We start from the raw sequence: 22,177 nt of genomic DNA, 5'->3' as shown, positions 1-22,177 counted from the left end.
CTACTTCTTCTGGTTTAGTTTTTCTAGTTTTTCTTTGGCTGTCGGGATGATATCATCCTTGCCTTCGTAATTATCAATTATACTGAGAAGTGTACTTTTCGCCTGTAAATTGTCTTTCAGGGCAACATAATTATCAGATAAAAGGATAAATGCCTTTGCTACCCAATAATCGTAAGCGGCCATGTTGTTAATCAGATCAAAACAGGTTTTAGATGAGGTTTTGAAATCACCTTTGCTGTATTCCAATAAAGCTAAATTGTATTTTGCTTCGGCAGCGGCAATGGTTTTTGTTTTAGCCACCACATTTTTAAATTCTTTTATGGCTGTTGTGGTATCACCTTTCAACAAATAAGCCTTGCCAGAGTATAAGCTGGAACTGTTTTTTTCTTCTTCTGAAGCTTTTTCCGATTCTTTGGTCAACTGTGCATATTTAAGCATGTCATCAGGCATATTTAAGGCGGTGTAAGCCTTTAATAAATTGTTGATGGCAAAACTATAGTGCGACTTGTAATCGGTGGTAGTTTCTAATCTTTTCAGGTAAACAATGGCCTCGTTGTATTTCTTCTGGTTTAAGAAGAGTTGAGAGATACTTACTAAAGAACGTTCGGTGTAATCACTCGTCCAATCGTTTAAGATAAACTCATAATCAGGAATGGCTTCATCTGGGCGACCTAATTTAACCAATGATTCTGCTCTGATAAATTTAGCCTCCTTTTCGTGGTTAGCTTTTGGGAATTTATCGAAATAAGCATTTACAGCTTGGAATGCACCATTGGCATCGCCTTTTAGATAGGTATTATTGGCTGCAGCAAAAACGATGTTATCTTGTTCTGAGCCTGAGTAATTTCCAAGCGGCGTTGTAGCTGCATAAGCGATAAAACCATTTGCATCACCACGATCTACGTAAATGTTCTTGATCGATTCCATTGCCTGTTTAGCTTCATCGGCAGTAGGGTAATCGCGGATTACTTTTTTAAACGATTCTAAAGCGGCATCGTCCTGATCCTGGTTGTATTGAACCAAGCCGATGGTTACCAGCGCTTTTGCTACATAACTACTGCGTGGGTACTTGGCTATCAATTCTACCAGATCTGATTTAGATTTATCAAAATCACCCTTGTTAAAATAAGTATAAGCCGTTTCGAAACCAGCATCATCTGCATAATTCGAATTCGGAAAAGCTTTTAACAAACTTTGCATTGTTGCAATTTTTGCATCATACTGCGTTTCCAGTCCCTGGATCATTCCTTTCTGGAAAGTAGCATAATCCTCAGAAGTGGTATGTCTGTTAATGATTTTGTTGTAATTCGCCATTGCATCGCCATAATTCTTATTTACGAAGTAAGAATCTGCTAAACGAATGGTCGCATCATCAATTGTTTTTTGGTCTTTATCGTTACCCGCCAAAAATTTTTCAAAATAATTTGCTGCTTTACTATATTTTTCGTCTTCGAAAGCGGCATAAGCCAAAGCATAGTTTGCGAAATTATAAACACCAGTTTTATCGGCATCCGGCATCTTCAAGAATTTCTCGAAAGTGGTAACCGCTTCTCCGTATTTGCGCAGTTCGTACATCGATTCTGCTTTCCAGTAGGTATTTAAGGCATTAATTTCATCGTCTTCCGGGAACTTTTCAGAACGCAAAAACATCGATAATGCATTAGGGAAAGCCCTTTCGTTATAGAACTCTAATCCGCGGAAATAAGTAACTTTCTGATAAGCTTCCTTAGCCTCAAGGTTTTTATCAGGAATAGGCTCTAAAATGTCTACCGCTGCCTGATAGTTTTTGGTGGTTAATAAAACCTCGCCCAATAAAGTTTTGGCTTCGTTTATTTTACGCGATTTTGGGAAAGTTTTTAAGAAACCCTGAGTAGCCTCCAAAGCTTGCTGGTGGAATTCTAATTCATAACTTAATTTGGCATAATTTAACCAGGCTTCTTCCTGTATTCCCTTGTCAAAACTTAAACGAGAAGCCCTGAAAAAAGCGCTTTGTGCTTTCTGTTTGTTGCCCAACTGTATAAATGCTTTACCCAAAGTATGCATACCGTTTTGCAGGTAAATATCATCGGTATTCAGTTTTTCTAAAACGGCAACAGACTCTTTATACTTTTTATTTTGGAACAAAGAGTATCCATATTGGTAAATGAAGAGGTTGTTCTTGGTTTCGCTTTTATCTTTTGCATAATATTCAGCAAAATATTTTTCGGCATTTTTGAATTCAGATTTTGCAAAGTACGATGCAGCAACCAAACTCAACATTTCTGGTTCGAACTGTTGTTTGGTTTTTTGAATCGCAGCTAAAGCATAACTGATCACATCATCGTAACGCTCGTCGAGATAGTACATCGAAGTGATGTAGTATGGATAACTGGCCTCATAAGTAGGAGAGCCTTTTAACTTTTCGAAGTTGGCCAATGCCGTTTTATACTCTTTGTTTAAGTAATTGATATAAGCAAAGTAGTAGGTAGCACTTTCCTGAAAATCGCCTTCTTCTTTTTTAACTTTTTCGAATAAAGGTTCTGCCTTATCGTAGTCTTTAAGTTCGAAATAGGCGTAACCCTGCTTAAACTGGTATTCGTTTCTTTGTTTGCCCGAAAGTGTAGAAGGGTCGGTTTTTTCGAACCATTCTAGCGCTTTTTTATAGTTTTTCTGGTTGAAATAAGTTTTTCCAACATAGAAATAAGCCAGTTTGGTGTTTGGGTTTAACGGATAATCGCGGATAAAGGCCTGAAACAAACTCTCGGCATCGCTATTGGTTAACTCTAATGCGCAAACGGCGGCATAAAATTTTGCATTCTCCTTTAGTAAAGATAATTCTGCATTGCTTTCCGTTTGGGTGGAAGGTTTATAACGTTGCAGCTCAACAAGTTTAAACTGTTGTGCAGCTGCAGTGTATTTTTCTTTGTCTAATAATTCTAAGCCCGTTTGATAGTTTTTGTTGAGGTTTTGCACAGCGCTAACCTGAGCGTAGGTGCTAAAACTTCCTGCTAAAATTAGCGGAATTAGTAAGTATTTTTTCTGCATTGGTTTCAAATATGGTTGGTACTAAATTAGAAATAGTATCAAAGCTTATCAACAGAAGTAATTAACATCTGTTAATAACACAAATTAACGACAGGATTTTTGGTTTGGTATTAAGGGGTGTACGAATGTGGAAAATTTGGGTTCACTCGTTCAGTTGTCGTTGGTTTATTGGTGTCGCCGCATCCGTCATTAAGAGGCGGCTTTTTAGGCAATGAAACAATCTTAATAGAAAGGTTAGCCAGTTAATCATTTAAATTTAGGACTCATGACTCTGGACTAAAAACTTCCGACTCCTAACTAATCTACCCCTGGCTTGCCAACAGATACAGCACGGCCATCCGGATGGCAACGCCGTTTTCTACCTGTTCTAAAATGATCGATTGTTTGCTGTCGGCCACATCGCTGGTGATCTCAACACCTCTGTTTATTGGGCCAGGATGCATGACGATGATTTCTTTATCGAGATTATCCAAGATCTGTTTGTTAAGGCCGTACATCATGGCGTATTCTCTTAACGATGGGAAATATTTAATGTCTTGGCGTTCTAATTGGATACGCAGCATGTTTGCTACATCGCACCAGTTCAGAGCTTTAATTAAGTTATGCTCAACTTTTACTCCAAGTTGATGGATGTGTTTTGGGATTAATGTTGTAGGGCCGCAAACCATTACCTCTGCACCTAAACGCTGTAGGCACAGGATGTTCGAAATGGCTACACGCGAGTGCAGGATATCGCCCACGATGACCACTTTTTTGCCAGCTACATCACCCAATTTTTGGCGGATAGAGAAAGCATCAAGTAAGGCCTGTGTTGGGTGTTCGTGCGCACCATCTCCGGCATTTACAATCTGCGCTTTTACATGTTTACTTAAAAACTGACCGGCACCAGCATAGGGATGACGCATCACCACCATATCAACTTTCATGGATAAGATGTTGTTTACGGTATCGATAAGGGTTTCGCCCTTGCTTACCGACGAAGATGAAGCCGCAAAATTAACCACATCAGCCGAAAGTCTTTTTTCGGCAAGTTCGAATGAAAGTTTAGTACGGGTAGAGTTTTCAAAAAAGATATTGGCAATCGTAATATCACGAAGTGAAGGAACCTTTTTTATCGGCCTGTTTATCACTTCCTTGAAATTATCTGCAGTTTCGAAAATCAATTCGATATCATTCCGGTTAATATCTTTAATGCCTAAAAGATGTCGGGTTGATAGTTTTTCTGCTGCCATTTTTATTTATTATTTTCGGATATTAAAATCACTTTGTCTTCACTTCCTTCACTCGCCCAGGTTACTTTTACCTGTTGTGAGTTTAAGCTATCTACCTGATGCCCAATATAATCGGGTTCTATAGGTAAATGCCTGCTAAACCTGCGGTCTATTAAAACCAAAAGTTCCACTTTCTCCGGACGACCATATGCAAGCAAGGCATCAAGCGCTGCCCTGATGGTTCTGCCTGTCCAAAGTACATCATCAATTAAGATTACTTTTTTACCTTCGACGATAAAATCGATCGAGTTACTGCTTGCGGTAACCAATCCGTCTTTACGGCGGAAATCATCCCTAAAGAAAGTAATATCAAGGTTTCCCTTTAAAATTTTCTTGTTTTTTAGAATCTGTTGAAGATCCTGATGAATGCGATCTGCCAAAAAAATACCCCTTGGCTGGATGCCAATTAAAACGGTATTTGCGAAATCGTCATGGTTTTCAATTAATTGATGGCAGAGCCTCTTAATTGTAATCTGAATTTTTTGTCCGTCAAGAAGTGTTTTCTTTTGCATTGAAGAAGGATTGGGCAAATATATAAAAATGTTTTAAGCTAAGAAAGTTGAAGATCGATTGTTTTTAGCTTTACGCTTAAATTGTTCTGTTACAACATTAAAAAAACTGTTTTCTTATTCTATTTTTTGGAAAGCAATTTTTGCCTTTCTGCTAGTATTAGCCTGGCTGTACACTGTATGTTGATTAACCTACTTATCAATTAATCTTTATTATACATTCTTCAGATATTTATTGAATTAAAAAGCTTTATTTTTATAGCATATGATGCAACAACCTGTAATCTTTTTTGATGGCGTTTGTAATCTTTGCAATGCATCGGTTCAGTTTGTTATTGCCCATGATAAAAAAGATCAATTCAAGTTTACGGCACTACAAGGTAATTACGCCAAGGAAATATTGCCTAAATTTAATGCTGACCCAGAAAAGTTGAATACGATTTTATTGCTGGAGGATGGAAAACTCTATACCAAGTCATCAGCAGCATTGCGTGTGGCCCGAAAACTTAATGGATTAATCCCGCTTCTTTATGCGTTTCTTATTATTCCCAAATTTATACGCGATTGGGTTTATGATATTATTGCCAAAAACCGTTACCAATGGTGGGGAAAGCAGGAGAGTTGTTGGGGGCCGACTCCTGAATTAAAAAGTAAGTTTATCGCTTAATTGATAACCATTGCGTGTAACGTCTTTTTTTTGTTGATGTAAATATTAATTCAAATTTTTTTAATTGCTTATTACTTTATATGTTCTCTTTCTGTGTAAAATAACATTCTATATTAGCATATAACAAAAGTATTTTACATATTTGTATTACTCATTTCTCTCACATCAAAGTTTGAGCACTAAATCTAAATTAACCTCATGAAAAAATCTATTTCTAGTTTTTTTGTATCTACTTGTTTTATTGTACTTGGAATATCTTTTATTTTTAATGCTTGTAAAAAAGATAAAATTTTAGAAGACCCTATTACCAGTGCAAAAGATTGGTACTTAAAAAGCAATGCAAATAAGGGGACCGTACTTCAATCGAACAAAGGTACCAGCCAGCAAATTAAAGAAGAAGTAGACTGGAATACCGCAAGGACATTTCAACTTGATGATGGTACAGACGTAATTGGTGTTTTAGTAAAGATGAAGCTTGGTGAAGGTGAACTTGGTGGAAGCTATATGCTGCTGATTCATAAAAATAAAAACAACTATCAGGTTCAAGTAGCTTATAACCCAGAAAAGGGCTATTTTGAAGGTTATATGTCCGATAGGGGTATGATAGCGCTATACAAGCAAACGCTTGATATTAATAATAAAAAGCCTTTAAAAGGGGTAAATAAAAACAAATTGATGGCGATTACTTGTACCAACTGGTACCTTGTTACTACCTATTATGATGGGTATGGCAATACTACTGGCTCATCGTCGCAGTTTCTTTACACAAGTTGTAGTGGCAATTTGGGCGATTACCCTGAGCCAGATCACGGTGGACCTGTAGATTGTGCAGGTACATTAGCTGGGGGAGCTTATTTATCTGATTGTGGTTGTATTGGAGGGCAAACTGGTATTGCTGCTTGCCCATTAATAATCAGAACAGATTCAAGTATAACCAATAATCCCAAAGCCAAGTGTGCCTTAGAAAAACTTTTAAGAAACAATACCAAATTCGATTCATTAATAAATGCATTTACAGGTCAAACTTATAACTTGAAATTTCAGGTGAAAACATTAGCTGGCAGTAAAAGAGCGGAGACAACTTGGGATGCATATAATCATCAAAATTTTGAAATTAATTTGAATCGAAGTTTTATTAATAGCAATGCTCCAGTATTACAAGTTGCTAAAACGCTTTTACACGAAGCTTTCCATGCTAATTTAATGCAGAGGGCGTATTTGATATTTGGTGCATCCGAAATTAATTCAAACTGGGTTAAAAAACCTGAAAATATGGATTTAAACGAGCTGATTGATATATTTGAAAGTAAATTGTCTGGTACTTCAATAGAAACAATACACCATGAGTATATGGCAAAAAATATTAACGTAATTGCTGCGGGATTAAACGAATTTGCTCAAAAATATGATTCAAACTATAGCAATTATGACCAATATGATTATTTGGGACTAGCTTGGGAAGGATTAAGAGAAACAAATTATTTTATTCAAAACGTAAAGAATACGCAAGTTTATTATGTACCTGGCACCACTATACATTTAAGAATAGATTCATTATTCGATAATAAAGTTACGCCAATGCTAAATAATTCTAATGTCAATTGCATTAACTAACTGTTTATTATGAAAAAACTTCTTATTTTTTATTTTTTATTTTTGCTATCATGGCATTATAGTTTCGGGCAAAATTATCTTACGCGCTATTCTCAAGGTATTACCCCCATGCATAAATTTTTTCAACAATATGCAGATAGTACAATAATAATAGAATATGCAAATGTTCCGGACGGAAAGCCATCAAGTTATAAGCTTATTAGTAAAACCGGAAATTTTGTAAACACTTTTAGTTATAATCCTGTAGATACTACTTATTATCCCGTGTATAAGCTAAAAAGTTCTTTTCCTGTTGTTTTATGGCATATGTTCTCGGCTAAGCGAACAGGGTTTAAGAATGCTCCGGCAGATATCAATATATTTTTTAATATTGTTCCTATACCCCAGGATACAACAAAAAAACTGTGGTTATATATCCGAAAATTGAGTCCATTTAACATGGTAGATGATAGCGTTTTTGGACGTGGTTGTAAAGGTATAGTTGATAATTTTGTAAATGATGGAGGAAGCCCAGAGATTATCCACTTAATTACGAAGAAAGAAATTAAAACCTTAATTTTTTGGAATCCTGAATATTACGAAAAACTTTGTCCTGGTAACAAAAACAGACAAGTGACTATCAAAATGGAAGAAATAATTGATAGATATTTCCCCAAGATTAAAAGAGATTATTATTGAAAGTTATCATGAAAATATTAGCACTGGTATAGACGTTAGTTGCGAGAGTAACGTCTATGAAGATAATAAGGGGTAGCAATTCGCTATTCTTGGCTTCTTTTTCTACCCGGCGACCAAAGCCAAAGTGTTAAAATGATTAATGGTACGGTAATGCTTAAAGCAATTACAATCATAATGGCTTTTTGCTTAACCATGTCTGCTTCAGTAGAAGTAAATACATACACCGTTTCTTTAATGGCAAATAAAGTAATAATGGTAGAAAGGACGGCAAATAGTTTACGCATGGTTTAATTTTTATGCAAAGATTGCATTAATTTTTAAAAACAAGAAGGATGCTGAACTAAATCCGATAGCTATCAATGAAGAGATTGCCTATCTCATTAATAAAGTAATCAGGATCTGCTCTGAACGGACAAAAGAAAAAGATGTTTTAGCCGATTTAACTTTAAAGGAATTATTGGTACGCATTATGCAGACCCAAAACCTTAAAACAATTGGCGACGACGGCTATAACCTGAACCAAAACCCCTTAGCTTTTGTACTAAATTATATTAAAACAAATCTCAACGAAAAGATCAGCATCAATAGCCTGAGTGATAAGGCTTGCATGAGCAAGGCAACCTTTTATCGGTTGTTTAAACGCGAGCTCGGTATCAGTCCTAACGATTTTATCCTAACCGAAAAGATTAACAAAGCCAAGCTTTTACTGGCCCAGCCCGGGGCTAAGGTAGCCTCAATAAGTTACGAGCTTGGTTTTAGTGATGCCAATTACTTTATAAGGGCATTTAAAAAGATGGTTGGGATTACGCCGGGTGCATATCAATTGCAGGTGGCAAAGCAGATTATCCACTAATTTTCTAAATACCTTTTGGAGTAGGTAATTCCCATTAAATCGTAGCGTTTAAACTGTGTTTTCAGCCTTTTTTGAAAATCTGGGTAATTCCGTTTTTCTTTCGGGCTCCACAACACTTCGCTTAAAGCATCCAATCGGGGAAAAAGCTGGTACTGTACTTTTGCCGGATTGGTAATGTACTCGCTCCATAAACAGCCCTGTGCACCCCAAATGTATTTAGCCTGCTCGGCACTTAATTCAGCTGGTATGGGTTCATAATTGTAAACATCAATTAATGGCGAAAACTTATTTGCAGCCAGGCTATCTTCTTTTACGAACTGCCCATGGTTAAAGTACATCTTATTTTCGGGTGTCATAATGGCTTTGTGGTTTTGGTTTGCAGCGTCGATACCACCTTTTTCGCCCTGCCAGCTCATTACAACTGCATTTGGAGCTAAACCGCCCTGTAAAATTTCGTTCCAGCCGATAATGGTTTTGCCTTTACTGTTCACAAATTTTTCCATCCTGTGGATGAAATAACTCTGTAGCTCACTTTCATTTTTCAAACCATTGGCTTTCATAATCTGCTGCGAAACAGCAGATTGTTTCCACCAAACTTTAGAGGCTTCATCGCCACCAATGTGGATGTATGGTGAGGGGAACAAAGCCATTACCTCAGTTAATACATTTTCCAGAAACTTAAAAGTGGTATCAGAAGCCTGCAGTACATTGTTGTATTTGTTCATCATGCCCCAGGTTTCGGCAACCGTGTATTTTTTGTTGGGTTCGGTGCCTAATTCGGGATATGCCGCCAATAAAGCCATACTGTGGGCTGGCATTTCAATTTCCGGAATGATGGTGATATAGCGCTTAGCGGCGTAATCAACCACTTCTTTAATTTGTTCCTGCGTGTAAAAGCCACCATGTTTAATGCCATCAGCTTTAATTACAGCATCTTTTGGCGTAATTTTAATTTCGTTTGGCAGTACCTGGTATTTAATATTTTCGTTGCCTTTTCCGGGCCATAAACCAATTATACTGCCATTGCGCCAGGCACCAATTTCGGTTAGTTTGGGATATTTTTTGATTTCGATCCGCCAGCCGTGGTCATCGGTTAAATGCCAGTGGAAATAGTTCATTTTATGCAGGGCCAGATAATCGATGTATTGTTTGATAAAAGCAACATCAAAAAAATGACGGCTTACATCTAGGTGCATGCCTCGGTAGTCGAATCGGGGATAATCTATTATATCAACAGAAGGGATGAAGAGTTTATTCTCAGTTGTTGCAGGTAATAGTTGGATAATGCTTTGAACTGCATAAAATAAGCCCTGTTCTGAAGATGCGCCTGCATTTAGAGTTGTAGAAAGTACCGACACAAAGTATTTGTTCGGGTTTGTATACAATTGGTCTGATAATACAAGTTTAATACTATTTTTATTTCCGTCTTCTGCAGTATTACTTATTTTTAGATTGAGTTTGTAATGTTTAAATAAATATTCTGCTAAAAACGTAGCAGAATTCATCGCTTTATCATCTGTTATGAAAATAATAGTTTGATTATCAATTTTAAATTTGTCGGTTGGGTAAAGTCCTGGTCTTAATTGTACCGGCTGCGGGATAATATTAATTTCCTGAGCAGAAACTTTGAACGAAATAAGGGTCAGAAACAAAAAGATAATTTTTCTCATGCTGAAAAGGCTAGGTTACGCTTTTCAAAAGTAGTCATTATTGGCGGTTGAAAGGAAAAGGTTTGGTAGCACGAATTACTTTGTTACATAAACCCGGATAGGATGGATGCCGTTTTTCACGGCAGGAAGTATAGCGGGCCCACGTTTACCGACAGGCACTTGCTTTCGTTTTCTAATTATGATTTACTATATAAGATATTTGAGAAAATGTAAGCTCAGGATGTAAATTTCGTCTCAGATAAAAAGAAAAGTGAAAAAGATTGTTTCGGCTCGCTCAATCCCAGCCTCAGCAATGACGATTCATGGAGGAGGAGGTACGTGCATTCCGTGTTTCCTTGGCTGAATAATAAGATAGGTGGCAAAAAATAGCCAAAAAAAATCCCGATAACTTTCGCTATCGGGATTCATATTTCAGTTAAAAAGAACTAGCCTTTTTTAGCTTTGCTTTCTTCGCCTTCTAATTGCGATTTCAATTGAGCTAATACGTCTAAGTCTCCTAAAGTAGATTTCTCTACAGAATCTTTAACTTTTTTAACCGCAGTTACAGCAGCTTTAGCTTCTTTTTTCTTAGCATTTCTTTCTTCTGCTACAGCTTCAGCTTTAACCTCTTCCCAAATACGGGCGTGAGATACTACGATACGTTTTGCTTCTTTGTTGAATTCAATGATTTTGAAGTCATTGGTTTCTTCAGCTTTAACTGATGTACCATCTTCTTTAACCATGTGTTTAGTTGGTACGAAACCTTCTACACCATAAGGTAAAGCAATAACAGCACCTTTATCAGTTACTTTAACAACTGTACCTTGGTGAACCGAATCTAAAGTGAAGATCGTTTCGAAAGTATCCCAAGGGTTTTCTTCTAATTGTTTGTGACCTAAGCTTAATTTACGGTTATCAACATCAAGTTCTAAAACAACAACGTCTAATACATCACCAACTTTAGTGAATTCGTTAGGGTGGTTTACTTTTTTAGACCAAGATAAATCAGAGATGTGGATTAAACCATCAATACCTTCTTCGATTTCAACAAAAACACCGAAGTTAGTCATGTTTTTAACAGTTGCTTTGTGCTTGCTTCCAACTGGGAATTTAGCCGCAACTTCTTGCCATGGATCGTTAGATAATTGTTTAATACCTAAGCTCATTTTGCGCTCGTCTCTGTCTAAAGTTAAAACTTCAGCTTCGATCTCATCACCAACTTTTAAGAATTCTTGTGGATTTCTTAAGTTTTGTGACCAGCTCATTTCAGAAACGTGGATTAAACCTTCAACACCTGGGATGATTTCTAAGAAAGCACCATAATCTGCAACAGTTACGATTTTTCCTTTTACTTTAGAACCAACTTGGATATCGGCACTTAAGTTCTCCCAAGGATGTGGAGTTAATTGTTTCAAGCCTAAAGCGATACGTTTTTTCTCATCATCGAAATCTAAAACAACCACGTTGATTTTTTCATCTAATGATAATACTTCTTTCGGATGCTCTATGCGGCCCCAAGAAATATCGGTAATGTGAAGTAAACCGTCAACACCACCTAAATCGATGAACACACCGAAATCAGTAATGTTTTTAACAGTACCTTCAAGTACCTGACCTTTTTCTAATTTAGAAACGATCTCTACTTTTTGGCTTTCTAAATCGTCTTCAATTAACACTTTATGAGAAACAACTACGTTTTTAAACTCATGGTTAATTTTAACAACTTTGAATTCCATTGTTTTACCCACGTATACATCGTAATCGCGGATAGGTTTAATATCAATTTGAGATCCTGGTAAGAAAGCCTCAACGCCCATGATATCAACAATTAAACCACCTTTAGTACGGCTCTTAACGAAACCGTTGATGATTCTATCATTTTCAAGAGCCTCGTTAATTGCTTCCCATGATCTTTGGGTTTTAGCTCTTTTGCGAGAAAGGATCAATTGACCGTTAGCATCTTCTGGTGCTTCAACGAATACGTCAACTGAATCGCCGATTTTTAGATCTGGTGTATCACGGAACTCAGAAGTAGAAACTAAACCGTCTGATTTGAAACCTACGTTTAATACTACGTCTTTGTTGTTGATTGAAACAACGATACCGCTGATGATTTCACCTTTAGTGATCTGGTTGAATGTTCCGGCATACATATCTTCAAACTTTTTACGGTCTGCCTCATTGTAGTTGCCAAAAACTTTTTCATCTGCATCCCAGTCGAAATCTTCGCTTGGTGTTGCTAATGATGATTTGATCGATTCGATCGAAACTGAATCAGCTTCTGATTCAATAGTTTCTTTTTCAGTTAGGCGTCCGCCTTCTCCCTGAAGTTCAGCTGTTTTTGCTGCTAATTCTTTTTCTGCTACTTGTTTTTTAGCCATTAATTAATTATCTCCTTTTTCCCCTATTTAGGGACTGCAAAGGTAAAACTTTTTTAATTAATAGAAAAGATTTTTTTAATAAATCTTGCTGATTTTTAGCTGATTAGAATATTGTGGTCCGTCATCCTGTCCCGATCCTCCAATCGGGATCAGAATCTAAATGCAGAGAGGTACCGGTTTACAGGTTGATTTTTCTAATTATTTGAAAATGAGCGCTCCGTATTTCATCGGGAGCAGCAGTTCTGCTATCGCTTATAGTCCTCACTACGCTCCGGGCTATTCCGAAGAACCGTCAGCTGACGACCTTTTTATAAGGACCAGTCAATGGTAGCCTGTCGAAGGACGATCCATGCCTTTTAAAAAAGATTCTGAAACAAGTTCAGACTGACGAATAGAAATAAAGCGCGTCGTCATGCTGAATTTATTTCAGCATCTAAAATGATAAACTTCTATTTTTTCGTAAAAGTGCCTCTTGTAAAACCTTCACCAATTAATGTTGCATCATCTCTGATTAATAGCATAATCGTATTTTGCTGATCATAAAGTTTGATCATATCGCCTTCGATAACGTATTTTGAGGTGAAAATAGAATCAGTATAGGCATCGGTAACCGTTACCGAATCTTTCGATTTAAAATTAAAGGTCTTGTACTGTATATCTTCGTTGCTGGCAAAGGTACCTGTTACCACTTTCGCCTGTATAAAAGTAATGTAGCAGAAATATCCGATTATCAAGATTACAACCACAGAAAAACCGATCAAAAATTTATTGCCACTCGCATATTTAATTGAAAAGTACAATATGGTAATCAGTATTAAGGCCACAACTACAAAAAAGATGATGTTCGTATAATCTTTGTTTTCCTGAGGTACCGATGCGGCAATGCTTGTTTTTTCGGCAGCCGCTCTAACGGGAGAAATCCTAACTAAAAATTCTTTACTCACCCATCCTTCACCATTGGTAACTTTAATTTTATAAAAGCTTGTATTTGACGAATCAATCACGGCAACATTTTCATCTTTAGGCAGGTATCCCACAATTTTGCTTTTCGGATCAGCTTGTTGCCTTACGCGTAAATCGTCGGCTGTTACCCGGTACATATCATTGTTTGTTGCCGCCTGAGGGGTAGCATTGGGTTGTGCTGTATTTGCCTGAGGAGTTGATGGTTTGGGTGTTGGAGCAATTTTTTCGATGAAATCTTTGCTTACCCATCCTTCGCGGTTTTTAAACTTTACTTTGTAAAACTTGGCATTGCTTGCATCTAAAACCGTAATGTTTTCATTTTGAGCAATATTTCCAATAACCTTACTTTTCGGATCACTACTTTCCCTTACGCGCAACTTGTCGGCTTTAACCCGATACAATTCTTGCGCATTTAAACGGTTAGCAAAAATAGAAAGAGCGATGAGGAGGAAGAAAATTCTAGTCATAAGTATTGGGTTCTGCGAAACAGTTTTTAATAGGTAATTGCAAACACGCTATAAGCAAACACCGTGCTAAGTGTTTCAAAATTAGAAAATACTTTTAATAGGTGGGGATAAGATTGAAAAAAGACAACTACCAGCTTCCACCAGTACCACCACCGCTGCTACTGCCACCGCCCCAGCTACTGCTCGATGAAGATGATGAGCTGTTGCCGGATGAAGAGGAACTTGATGACGAACTAGATTCGACCAGCATGGCCAATGTTATCCATTTTATAAATTCTGTTTTTTTACAGAAGCTACATTCGTTTACTAGCTTCGCCTGGCCTTCATGACTGTAAGTGGCCTGTTTAACTGTTACGCTTTTGTTCAGTTCGTAGGTTCTAAAAGCACATTCGGGGCATTCTGTATAACTATTGTATTTTTCCGCTGGCCATGCCTTAATAATATGTTCTTTATGGTCTGTGCTTTCCCAGATATCATAATCATAAGCTAAAACAACTTCTTCTTTACGTTGCCCTGCAGTTAAAAATGGTTTCCCTTCTATATTGACATCGCGATCTACTCGGATCATCGGGTTGTTTTTACTATCCAAAACTGGCTTGAAACGATCAATCGTTTTAACGCGTTTGATGAGGTGGAGTATAATTGCAATTAAAATTATAGGAGAGAAAAGAACTAACCACCAGTTCTTTTTGTGGAAAGCCACAACAGCATCAAAGAAATTTTTGTCGTCCTGGTGTGCTTTTCTTAATGCCGACAAATAAAAAAGGTAACGAAAGAAAAGCAATATGGCCAGGATAGTAAAAAGAATGTAGGGGATGTGTGCTAATTTTATCTTTTCGAACAGCTCAAAAGCACCAGTAAAGATAAAGATAAAAATAGAAACGAATACAATAAAGAAGGCCACTCCACAGCCTTTAGCTATGGTGGCATCATAGCTATTTTTGTTCTTGTCAAAGCCTTTTAGATTTAAACCAGTTTTGGCCTGTCTGTTTACAATTTTGAACACCCCCCAAAATGCCAGTAGGATAATTCCTGTAGGAAGCCAAAAATTTTCGAGTGAACTATTGCTTTCGTGTTGGGTGAAAAACTGATTGAGCTCTGATTTATGTTCAGGGTTTAAAATAATTACACCAATGGCATTAATGGTATTTGTTATCCCAGTGCTGAAATCATTTTGCCTGAAAGCTGGGAGGAGGTTCTGCTCTGCAATATGTTTAAGCTTTACATCCGGTAATACACCTTCAATTCCCGTTCCGGTAATGAATCGGTATTTTCGCCGATCTTTTGAGATAAATAACAATAAGCCATTATTGCTGGTTTTTGAACCAATTCCCCAGGTATTAAACAGCTCATAAGCAAAGTCGAAATCCTCTTTATCGTGATCGAAATCGTTAACAATCACCACTGCCACCTGAACGTTGGTTTTATGTTCGAACTGGGCAATGGTGTTATTTAAATCAGAAACAGTACTGCTTCCCAAAATGCCGTCAGGATCGCTAACGTAGCCACCACCGTTGTTTTTTGGATCGGGAATATCTTGTACCTGATAAGCCGTTTGCGCAATTGCAAAATTGGTCAGGAAAAGGAAAAGTAAAAGTGCAAAGTGTTTGATTAAATGGGTTTTGAGCATTGTATTAATTTAGATGTAAAATTATTGCGTCATCATTTAACAAACATATGCCGATTTAGTTTACTCTTTTAATATTTTAGCCAATACCTTATCCAGTTTTGCTTTGTCTTTCATGTACGCTTCCAGATCATAAAGCTTTACTGTTTTAAATTCTATCGGGTGGCTTTCGCTTTGAAGCGAAATATAACCTGATGTTAATGGTTTACCATCTATTTTAACTTTCGGGTCGAAATTCGAAACATTACCTCCACCAATTTGAGGCTTAGTATATTCTAAAACCACTTCACCGGCTATCATGTGTTTGATAACAGAATCGCCTAACACTAAAAATTCTGCGGTTACCCATTGGTCGCCAGCATAAGTTTTCGATTTAGAATCTAAGCAATGAGGTGTAAATAGTTTGCCATTATAATTAATCAGTGTTCCTGGCGTACATACGTTACTGGTATGGCGTTCGTGCTCACCATCACCACCAAGAATCTGCCCTTCAATAGAAATCGGGAAGTCCTGATCTTTCAACATTGTTGCCGGGTCTTGGCAATGTAACATGGCACCGCTATTTCTGGTTGCCCAACCTTCACCACCTTTAGCCTGATCGCCGACAAAACGATAGGTTACTTTTAATAGGTAAGCCGAAAACGGTTTTTTATAGAAAATATGTCCGTATTGTTGGTTAAATTCTTTGTATCCATCATAACTCACTTTCATTACACCATTTTCTACGCGGAAAGTATTGGCATAATTTTCTTTGTATTCATGTTTGGAAATTTTAACGTTCCAATCTTTTAAATCTTTCCCGTTAAAGAGATTGATCCAGCCTTTTTGGGCCCTGGCGTTGAGGATCGTAATCGATAAAAATAATACAACAAGGTAAATTGATTTTAATTTCATAGTAACATTTGGGTTAGGTGCTAAAAATATGAAATTTTTTCTATCTGAGAAAACGGTAGGGAAGCCGGGAGTCTTAACTCGGGAGTCCGAAGTTTATGGTGGATAGCCAGATAGTTCATGGTTGATAGTCTTGTAGCCAATAGCTTGGAACCGGTTATCAATTTAAACAATTAACCAAGCTTTCGTTGTAAGATTGCTTCATGCCTCAGCAACGATGGATACAGCCATTAATCATCAACGATGAGAGCACTGACCAATGAACTAATGAACCAAAAACGGTTGCACTCTTTCCAATGCAAAATCCAATTGTTCCTCCTGTGTAAGATCGGTATTATCTAAAATAATGGCGTCATCAGCTCTAACCAGCGGACTTTCTTTTCTAGTGGTATCGGCATAGTCACGGTGCGCAAGGTTTTCGAAAACTTCTTCTAAAGTGGTTTCGTTATTGCCTTTGCTTTCCAGTTCCTTAAACCTACGTTCAGCCCTTATTTTCGGATCAGCAGTCATAAAGAATTTCACAGGTGCATCAGGGAAAACAGTAGTGCCGATGTCGCGCCCATCCATTACAATATTTTTGGATTTACCCATACGCTGCTGTTGTTTCACCATTTCATGGCGGACAATTTTATGTGCTGAAACTTCACTTACATTTTCAGAAACAGGCATTAAACGGATTTCATCTGAGACCTCTTCACCGTTAAGGGTAATGTGCGATTCGTAATCGCGCGAATGGAAATTTAGTTCGATGTGTTGTAAAGCATCTTCAACTTTAGCATCGTCGGTAATATCGATATGGTTCCGTAAAAAATATAAAGTAACGGCCCGGTACATTGCCCCGCTATCTACATAAATAAAACCTAATTTTTTAGCCAATGCCTTTGCCAAGGTGCTTTTTCCGCAAGATGAATAGCCATCAATAGCTATAACCAAGTTTTTCTTCATTCTGCTACAAAGGTAAAAAAAGCCAATGGGTTTGCTAACTTTTTTTAAATCGATATTCTTTATACTTTTGCCGCATGTTACCTGTCAGAGAAGAAATTTTACGATCAGCCATTTTTAAAACCTCACGTAGCGGAGGTAAAGGCGGGCAAAACGTAAACAAAGTTTCGAGTAAGGTAGAGTTGGTTTTTAATATTGAAACCTTTGCATATTTTACTGATGAAGAAAAAGTATTGCTCAAAGAAAAACTGCAGCATCGTTTAGATAGCGAAGGCTTGCTCCATATTGTTGCCCAGGAAGATAGGAGCCAGCTGCTAAATAAAGAGAGAACGATTGCAAAACTGATTGATTTGCTGAAAAAAGCATTGATTGTTCAGAAAAAAAGAAAGCCAACCAAAATCCCTAAAGGTATTATCGAGAAAAGGTTGAAAAATAAAGCTGTTACCGCAAATCGGAAAGAAAGCCGTAAAAAACCTTCAATAGATTAATCAGGGTCTGATTTCAATTTTAGTTCCAATTTTTACGGTAGCATACAGCTCATCAACTTCACTATTGGTTAATGCCATACAACCATTGGTCCAGTCAGAAAATCTTTGAAATTTGCCGATAAAACCGAAATTGTTTCTGATGCCATGTATTTTAATATCGCCACCCACGGGTTTTCCCAAAAGTTTTGCGTGTGCAATATCTTTTGAGTTAGGGTAAGAAACCCCAAGGTTTTTATGGTAGCCACTAAATGCATTTTTGGCGTTGATGGTGTACAGGCCTTCGGGCGTTTTTTCATCACCTTCATACGCTTTATGTCCAACTGGGCTGTCGCCCAAAGAAATCTGATAAGTTTTAATCAATTTCTGCTTTGAATAAGCCAGTAATTGTCTATTTTATTTTTTAACAATGATATAATCGATTTCGGTATTTAAAGGTAATTTCTTTTCAGGGTATAAATTGTAAATTACAGCACAGGCAATAAAGAATAAAATGGTAAAAAGGATTGCTTTTTTCATACACTGAAAATTTTCAATTAACCAATTTAAACAGTTAACCGATTATTCTAACTCTTCCCAAACCGATAATACAAACTCAAACCACCGTAATTCTGTGCCTTAGCCACGCTTTTAACTTCTTTAGTTTTAAAAATGATATTGAAATCTGCAGTAAACCTTTTTGAGCTATAATTTACACCAAACTGTTGCTCAAAAACAATCGGTTTTACCCCAAAAGTTAATGGACTGTTATCATTAAAAAGGCTTCCCTGTATGGTGGCATCGTAAGCAACAAAGTTTAATTGTGGTTTTACATAAAAGAAAAACTCTGAATTGTTTAAGCTTTTTGTTTTTGAATTTCCGATTACCGCATTATGATAGGCACTGTTGAACAATTGATTTAATTTACCGGCTCTAAAAAGCACTGATGTACCCAAACCCGAAAAAGTTGTTCCTAAATTGGCATAACCCTGTGCACTGATGTCCACAATAGGATCTTCAGGCCTAAAAAGTAGTTTACTGTAGTTGGCGGCAAGGTTTACAGCCAGTTCATTCTTGATCTGGTAATCCCAACCTGCAGGCGTATAAAAACCTACGGTTTTATGCAGGAAACGTTGTGCCGCTTGGGCAAGCGAGTTGGGGCCTACCGTTCCCAATTCTACACTGGTTTTTAAAACACTCTCATTTTTATAGAAAATAGAGTATGCACCACCTGCATAAAGATAACCTGCAAAAGGCCTGTCCTGATCTTCTTTGTTAGGTACCTGCCCCCAATAAGGTGTATACATTTTTTGTCCGGCAGAAATTTCGTAGGTCTTTTTCTCTATTTTATCAGATAGTTTTTCGGTATTAATAGCATGGCGGAAGTAGATAAATAATCCGTTAGTATAATATCTATCGTTTAATGTGGCCAAATAAGCATCGTTTTCGGTTTTAAAACCGAATTCGTTTTTAAATGATTGAGAAAAACTGGTTGAAACAGCCAAACAAAAACCTATAGTGAATAAAAATGATCTCATAAAAAAGCCCAGGCAATTTACCTAGGCTATAAAAGTATTTATTGTAATTGGATTTTCGATTGTTAATCCAAAAGAATTAGCAATTAGTTTACAATCGGTGCAATTTTAACACTTAAATCTAAAGGCTTTTTAACCTTATTCTTGGTTAAGGCCAATTCAATTACTTCGCTCATTTCGGTTACATAATGGAATTTTAAATCCTTGATATAACTTTCTTTAATTTCTAAAATATCTTTACGGTTGCTTTTGCAAAGGATAATTTCTTTAATGTTTGCCCTTTTTGCCGCAAGAATTTTTTCTTTAATCCCACCAACAGGAAGTACTTTTCCGCGTAAGGTAATCTCACCAGTCATAGCTAAATGCTGTTTTACCTTACGTTGTGTAAATGCCGACGTTAAGGCGGTAAGCATCGTTACCCCGGCCGAAGGTCCGTCTTTTGGTGTAGCACCTGCAGGCACGTGAACGTGAACATCCCAGTTATCAAATAAAGTATAGTCTATATCAAATTCAGCTGCGTGCGCACGTAAATAAGCCAATGCAATTACTGCCGATTCTTTCATTACATCACCCAGGTTACCGGTTAAGGTTAATTTTCCTTTCCCCGGACTTAAGCTCGATTCGATAAATAAAATATCACCTCCAACACTTGTCCAGGCTAAGCCTGTTACCACTCCAGCCACTTCATTGCCCTCGTATAAGTCTTTATCATAAATCGGGGCACCTAAAATACGCTCAATATCTTCATTGCTTAAGTTTGCATCGTAGGCCTCCTCCATTGCAATTTTCGTAGCCACACCACGCACCAAAGAGCCAATTTTTTTCTCTAAACCACGTACGCCCGATTCTCTTGTATAATCTTCGATTACTTTTTCGATTAGGGCAGGTTTAAGCGCAATATCTTTGGCCTGCAAACCATGGTTTTCTTTCTGTTTTGGCAACAGGTATTTTTTTGCAATCTCTATTTTTTCTTCAATAGTATATCCGTTCACCTCAATAATCTCCATACGGTCTAACAAAGCAGGCTGTATTGTACTTAAAGAGTTTGCTGTGGCAATGAATAAGATGTTTGATAAATCGTAATCTACCTCTACATAGTGATCGTAAAAAGCATTGTTCTGCTCAGGGTCTAAAACCTCCAGCAAAGCGGATGATGGATCACCACGATGGTCGGTTCCCACTTTATCAATCTCATCCAAAACAAAAACAGGGTTATCTGCTCCAGCTTTTTTAATAGACGAAATGATACGGCCCGGCATGGCACCTATGTAAGTTTTACGGTGACCACGGATTTCGGCTTCATCGCGGATACCGCCTAAAGCCATACGTACGTATTTGCGACCTAATGCTTTCGCAATCGATTTTCCTAAAGATGTTTTACCAACTCCCGGAGGGCCTACCAAACATAAAATCGGCGCTTTCATATTGCGCTTTAATTTTAATACGGCTAAGTATTCGATAATACGCTGCTTAACTTTTTCTAAACCAAAATGATCTTTATCTAAGATACGCTGTGCTCTTTTTAGGTCGAAATTGTCTTTAGTAAACTCGCTCCAGGGTAAATCTAAAAGGAGTTCTAAATAATTTAACTGAACAGAGTAATCGGGAGCAGCAGGGTTCATTCTACCCAACTTATCTAGTTCCTTATCAAAATGATCAGCAACAGTCTGCGTCCATTTTTTCTTTTTAGCCCTTTCCTGTAAAGCATCAAACTCTAAATCGGCAGAGTTGCCGCCCAATTCTTCCTGGATGGTTTTTAACTGCTGGTTTAAGAAATAATCGCGCTGTTGCTTATCAAGGTCGGTACGTACTTTAGACTGGATCTGGTTTCGCAGCTCTAGCATCTGCAATTCGACCATTAAAAGTTCCATTACTTTTTGCGCTCTTTCCTGCAATTTATCCATTTCAAGGATTTTTTGCTTATCGGCCATTTCGGCATTCATATTTGACGAAATGAAATTGATCAAAAATGAATTGCTCTCGATGTTTTTTAGTGCAATACTGGCTTCACTCGGAATATTTGGTGAAAGCTGGATAATCTGCGCAGACATCTCGCGTATAGAAGCGATTAATGTTTTAAACTCTTTATCTGCTTTGTGCTTTTGTTCTTCGAATTTTTTAACAACAGCTTTGATATAAGGTTCGTTCTGTACCTCTTCAATTAAGCTGAAACGTTGTTTACCCTGGATAATTACGGTGGTATTTCCATCAGGCATCTGTAACAGCTTAATGATGTTTGCCACAGTACCAACTGTGTTAAGCTGCTCAAAAGTAGGATCTTCGATAGAAACATCTTTTTGAGAAACAACCCCAATAATCTTATTTCCTTTGTAAGCTTCTTTAATTAATTTAATGGATTTATCTCTTCCAACCGTAATAGGAATAACTACGCCTGGAAATAAAACGGTGTTTCGCAAAGGCAATATGGCCAACGTTTCGGGCGTTTCCTCATTATTCATTTCCTCCTCGTCCTGTTGAGACATTAAGGGAAAAAATTCGGTATCCTCATTTATAATTGGCATTGCTGTATGGAAATCAAATATATCTTGTTTACTCATTATCACATTTTCCGCTAACGACAAACTGGCAGTTTAATCGTATTCACTTTATTTAATTTTGGTATTAAGTTAATAAATTCAACT

Annotated in this window: 19 protein-coding genes; 5 read left to right on the top strand and 14 right to left on the bottom strand. The window is 37.3% G+C overall.

Annotated features, from left to right (window positions below):
• From FHT21_RS14830 to pyrR, 3 genes are all read right to left on the bottom strand, one after another.
• Entirely contained in the window at nucleotides 1-3,024 is a 3,024-nt protein-coding gene (locus FHT21_RS14830) for a tetratricopeptide repeat protein (protein ID WP_167295402.1), read from the bottom strand.
• A gap of 302 nt (nucleotides 3,025-3,326) precedes the next feature.
• Nucleotides 3,327-4,256, bottom strand: a complete 930-nt coding sequence (locus tag FHT21_RS14825) for an aspartate carbamoyltransferase catalytic subunit (protein WP_057933671.1) — start codon at nucleotides 4,254-4,256, stop codon at nucleotides 3,327-3,329.
• Between the two features lie 2 nt (nucleotides 4,257-4,258).
• Entirely contained in the window at nucleotides 4,259-4,807 is a 549-nt protein-coding gene (gene pyrR / locus FHT21_RS14820; protein ID WP_167295401.1) for a bifunctional pyr operon transcriptional regulator/uracil phosphoribosyltransferase PyrR, read from the bottom strand.
• Between the two features lie 262 nt (nucleotides 4,808-5,069).
• On the opposite strand from pyrR, the gene FHT21_RS14815 reads away from it, so the two are divergent.
• From FHT21_RS14815 to FHT21_RS14805, 3 genes are all read left to right on the top strand, one after another.
• Nucleotides 5,070-5,471 (top strand): DCC1-like thiol-disulfide oxidoreductase family protein, encoded by a 402-nt coding sequence (locus FHT21_RS14815; protein WP_167295400.1) that lies wholly within the window; start codon nucleotides 5,070-5,072, stop codon nucleotides 5,469-5,471.
• A gap of 198 nt (nucleotides 5,472-5,669) precedes the next feature.
• Complete coding sequence (locus FHT21_RS14810; RefSeq protein ID WP_167295399.1) at nucleotides 5,670-7,085, top strand: hypothetical protein; 1,416 nt, start codon at nucleotides 5,670-5,672, stop codon at nucleotides 7,083-7,085.
• Between the two features lie 9 nt (nucleotides 7,086-7,094).
• Nucleotides 7,095-7,763, top strand: coding sequence for a hypothetical protein (locus tag FHT21_RS14805; RefSeq protein WP_167295398.1), 669 nt, complete (start codon nucleotides 7,095-7,097; stop codon nucleotides 7,761-7,763).
• Between the two features lie 83 nt (nucleotides 7,764-7,846).
• On the opposite strand, the gene FHT21_RS14800 is transcribed toward FHT21_RS14805, so the two are convergent.
• On the bottom strand, nucleotides 7,847-8,047 hold the full coding sequence (locus FHT21_RS14800; RefSeq protein ID WP_167295397.1) for a hypothetical protein: 201 nt from the start codon (nucleotides 8,045-8,047) through the stop codon (nucleotides 7,847-7,849).
• A gap of 185 nt (nucleotides 8,048-8,232) precedes the next feature.
• Between FHT21_RS14800 and FHT21_RS14795 the strand changes: the two genes are divergently transcribed.
• Nucleotides 8,233-8,616 (top strand): AraC family transcriptional regulator, encoded by a 384-nt coding sequence (locus FHT21_RS14795; protein ID WP_167295396.1) that lies wholly within the window; start codon nucleotides 8,233-8,235, stop codon nucleotides 8,614-8,616.
• Here the strand turns inward: FHT21_RS14795 and FHT21_RS14790 are convergent.
• From FHT21_RS14790 to cmk, 6 genes are all read right to left on the bottom strand, one after another.
• On the bottom strand, nucleotides 8,613-10,286 hold the full coding sequence (locus FHT21_RS14790; RefSeq protein ID WP_167295395.1) for a beta-N-acetylhexosaminidase: 1,674 nt from the start codon (nucleotides 10,284-10,286) through the stop codon (nucleotides 8,613-8,615). The genes FHT21_RS14795 and FHT21_RS14790 overlap by 4 nt on opposite strands.
• A 425-nt stretch (nucleotides 10,287-10,711) precedes the next feature.
• On the bottom strand, nucleotides 10,712-12,646 hold the full coding sequence (gene rpsA, locus FHT21_RS14785) for a 30S ribosomal protein S1 (protein WP_039482263.1): 1,935 nt from the start codon (nucleotides 12,644-12,646) through the stop codon (nucleotides 10,712-10,714).
• Nucleotides 12,647-13,095: 449 nt separating this feature from the next.
• Complete coding sequence (locus tag FHT21_RS14780; protein WP_167295394.1) at nucleotides 13,096-14,076, bottom strand: SH3 domain-containing protein; 981 nt, start codon at nucleotides 14,074-14,076, stop codon at nucleotides 13,096-13,098.
• Between the two features lie 127 nt (nucleotides 14,077-14,203).
• Entirely contained in the window at nucleotides 14,204-15,706 is a 1,503-nt protein-coding gene (locus FHT21_RS14775) for a TPM domain-containing protein (RefSeq protein WP_167295596.1), read from the bottom strand.
• A gap of 60 nt (nucleotides 15,707-15,766) precedes the next feature.
• Complete coding sequence (locus FHT21_RS14770) at nucleotides 15,767-16,597, bottom strand: DUF1080 domain-containing protein (protein ID WP_167295393.1); 831 nt, start codon at nucleotides 16,595-16,597, stop codon at nucleotides 15,767-15,769.
• Nucleotides 16,598-16,858: 261 nt separating this feature from the next.
• Complete coding sequence (gene cmk / locus FHT21_RS14765; protein ID WP_167295392.1) at nucleotides 16,859-17,539, bottom strand: (d)CMP kinase; 681 nt, start codon at nucleotides 17,537-17,539, stop codon at nucleotides 16,859-16,861.
• Nucleotides 17,540-17,613: 74 nt separating this feature from the next.
• Between cmk and arfB the strand changes: the two genes are divergently transcribed.
• Nucleotides 17,614-18,024 carry an alternative ribosome rescue aminoacyl-tRNA hydrolase ArfB gene (arfB, locus tag FHT21_RS14760; RefSeq protein WP_167295391.1) on the top strand — a complete coding sequence of 137 codons (411 nt, stop codon included), beginning with the start codon at nucleotides 17,614-17,616 and terminating at the stop codon, nucleotides 18,022-18,024.
• Here arfB and FHT21_RS14755 read toward each other — a convergent pair whose 3' ends face one another.
• The 4 genes from FHT21_RS14755 to lon form a co-directional block, all read right to left on the bottom strand.
• Nucleotides 18,025-18,405: a L,D-transpeptidase family protein gene (locus FHT21_RS14755; protein ID WP_262889364.1), complete on the bottom strand. Its 381-nt coding sequence runs from the start codon at nucleotides 18,403-18,405 to the stop codon at nucleotides 18,025-18,027. It abuts the gene before it with no gap.
• 12 nt (nucleotides 18,406-18,417) lie between these two features.
• Nucleotides 18,418-18,540, bottom strand: coding sequence for a hypothetical protein (locus FHT21_RS25065; RefSeq protein WP_262889356.1), 123 nt, complete (start codon nucleotides 18,538-18,540; stop codon nucleotides 18,418-18,420).
• 47 nt (nucleotides 18,541-18,587) lie between these two features.
• Nucleotides 18,588-19,538 carry a lipid A deacylase LpxR family protein gene (locus tag FHT21_RS14750; RefSeq protein WP_167295390.1) on the bottom strand — a complete coding sequence of 317 codons (951 nt, stop codon included), beginning with the start codon at nucleotides 19,536-19,538 and terminating at the stop codon, nucleotides 18,588-18,590.
• Between the two features lie 83 nt (nucleotides 19,539-19,621).
• Nucleotides 19,622-22,093, bottom strand: a complete 2,472-nt coding sequence (gene lon, locus FHT21_RS14745; RefSeq protein ID WP_167295389.1) for an endopeptidase La — start codon at nucleotides 22,091-22,093, stop codon at nucleotides 19,622-19,624.
• Nucleotides 22,094-22,177: the final 84 nt, after the last annotated feature.

This window comes from Pedobacter sp. SG908 (assembly GCF_011759615.1).
Classification (GTDB): domain Bacteria; phylum Bacteroidota; class Bacteroidia; order Sphingobacteriales; family Sphingobacteriaceae; genus Pedobacter; species Pedobacter riviphilus.
This window is presented reverse-complemented; position numbering and strand designations above follow the sequence as displayed.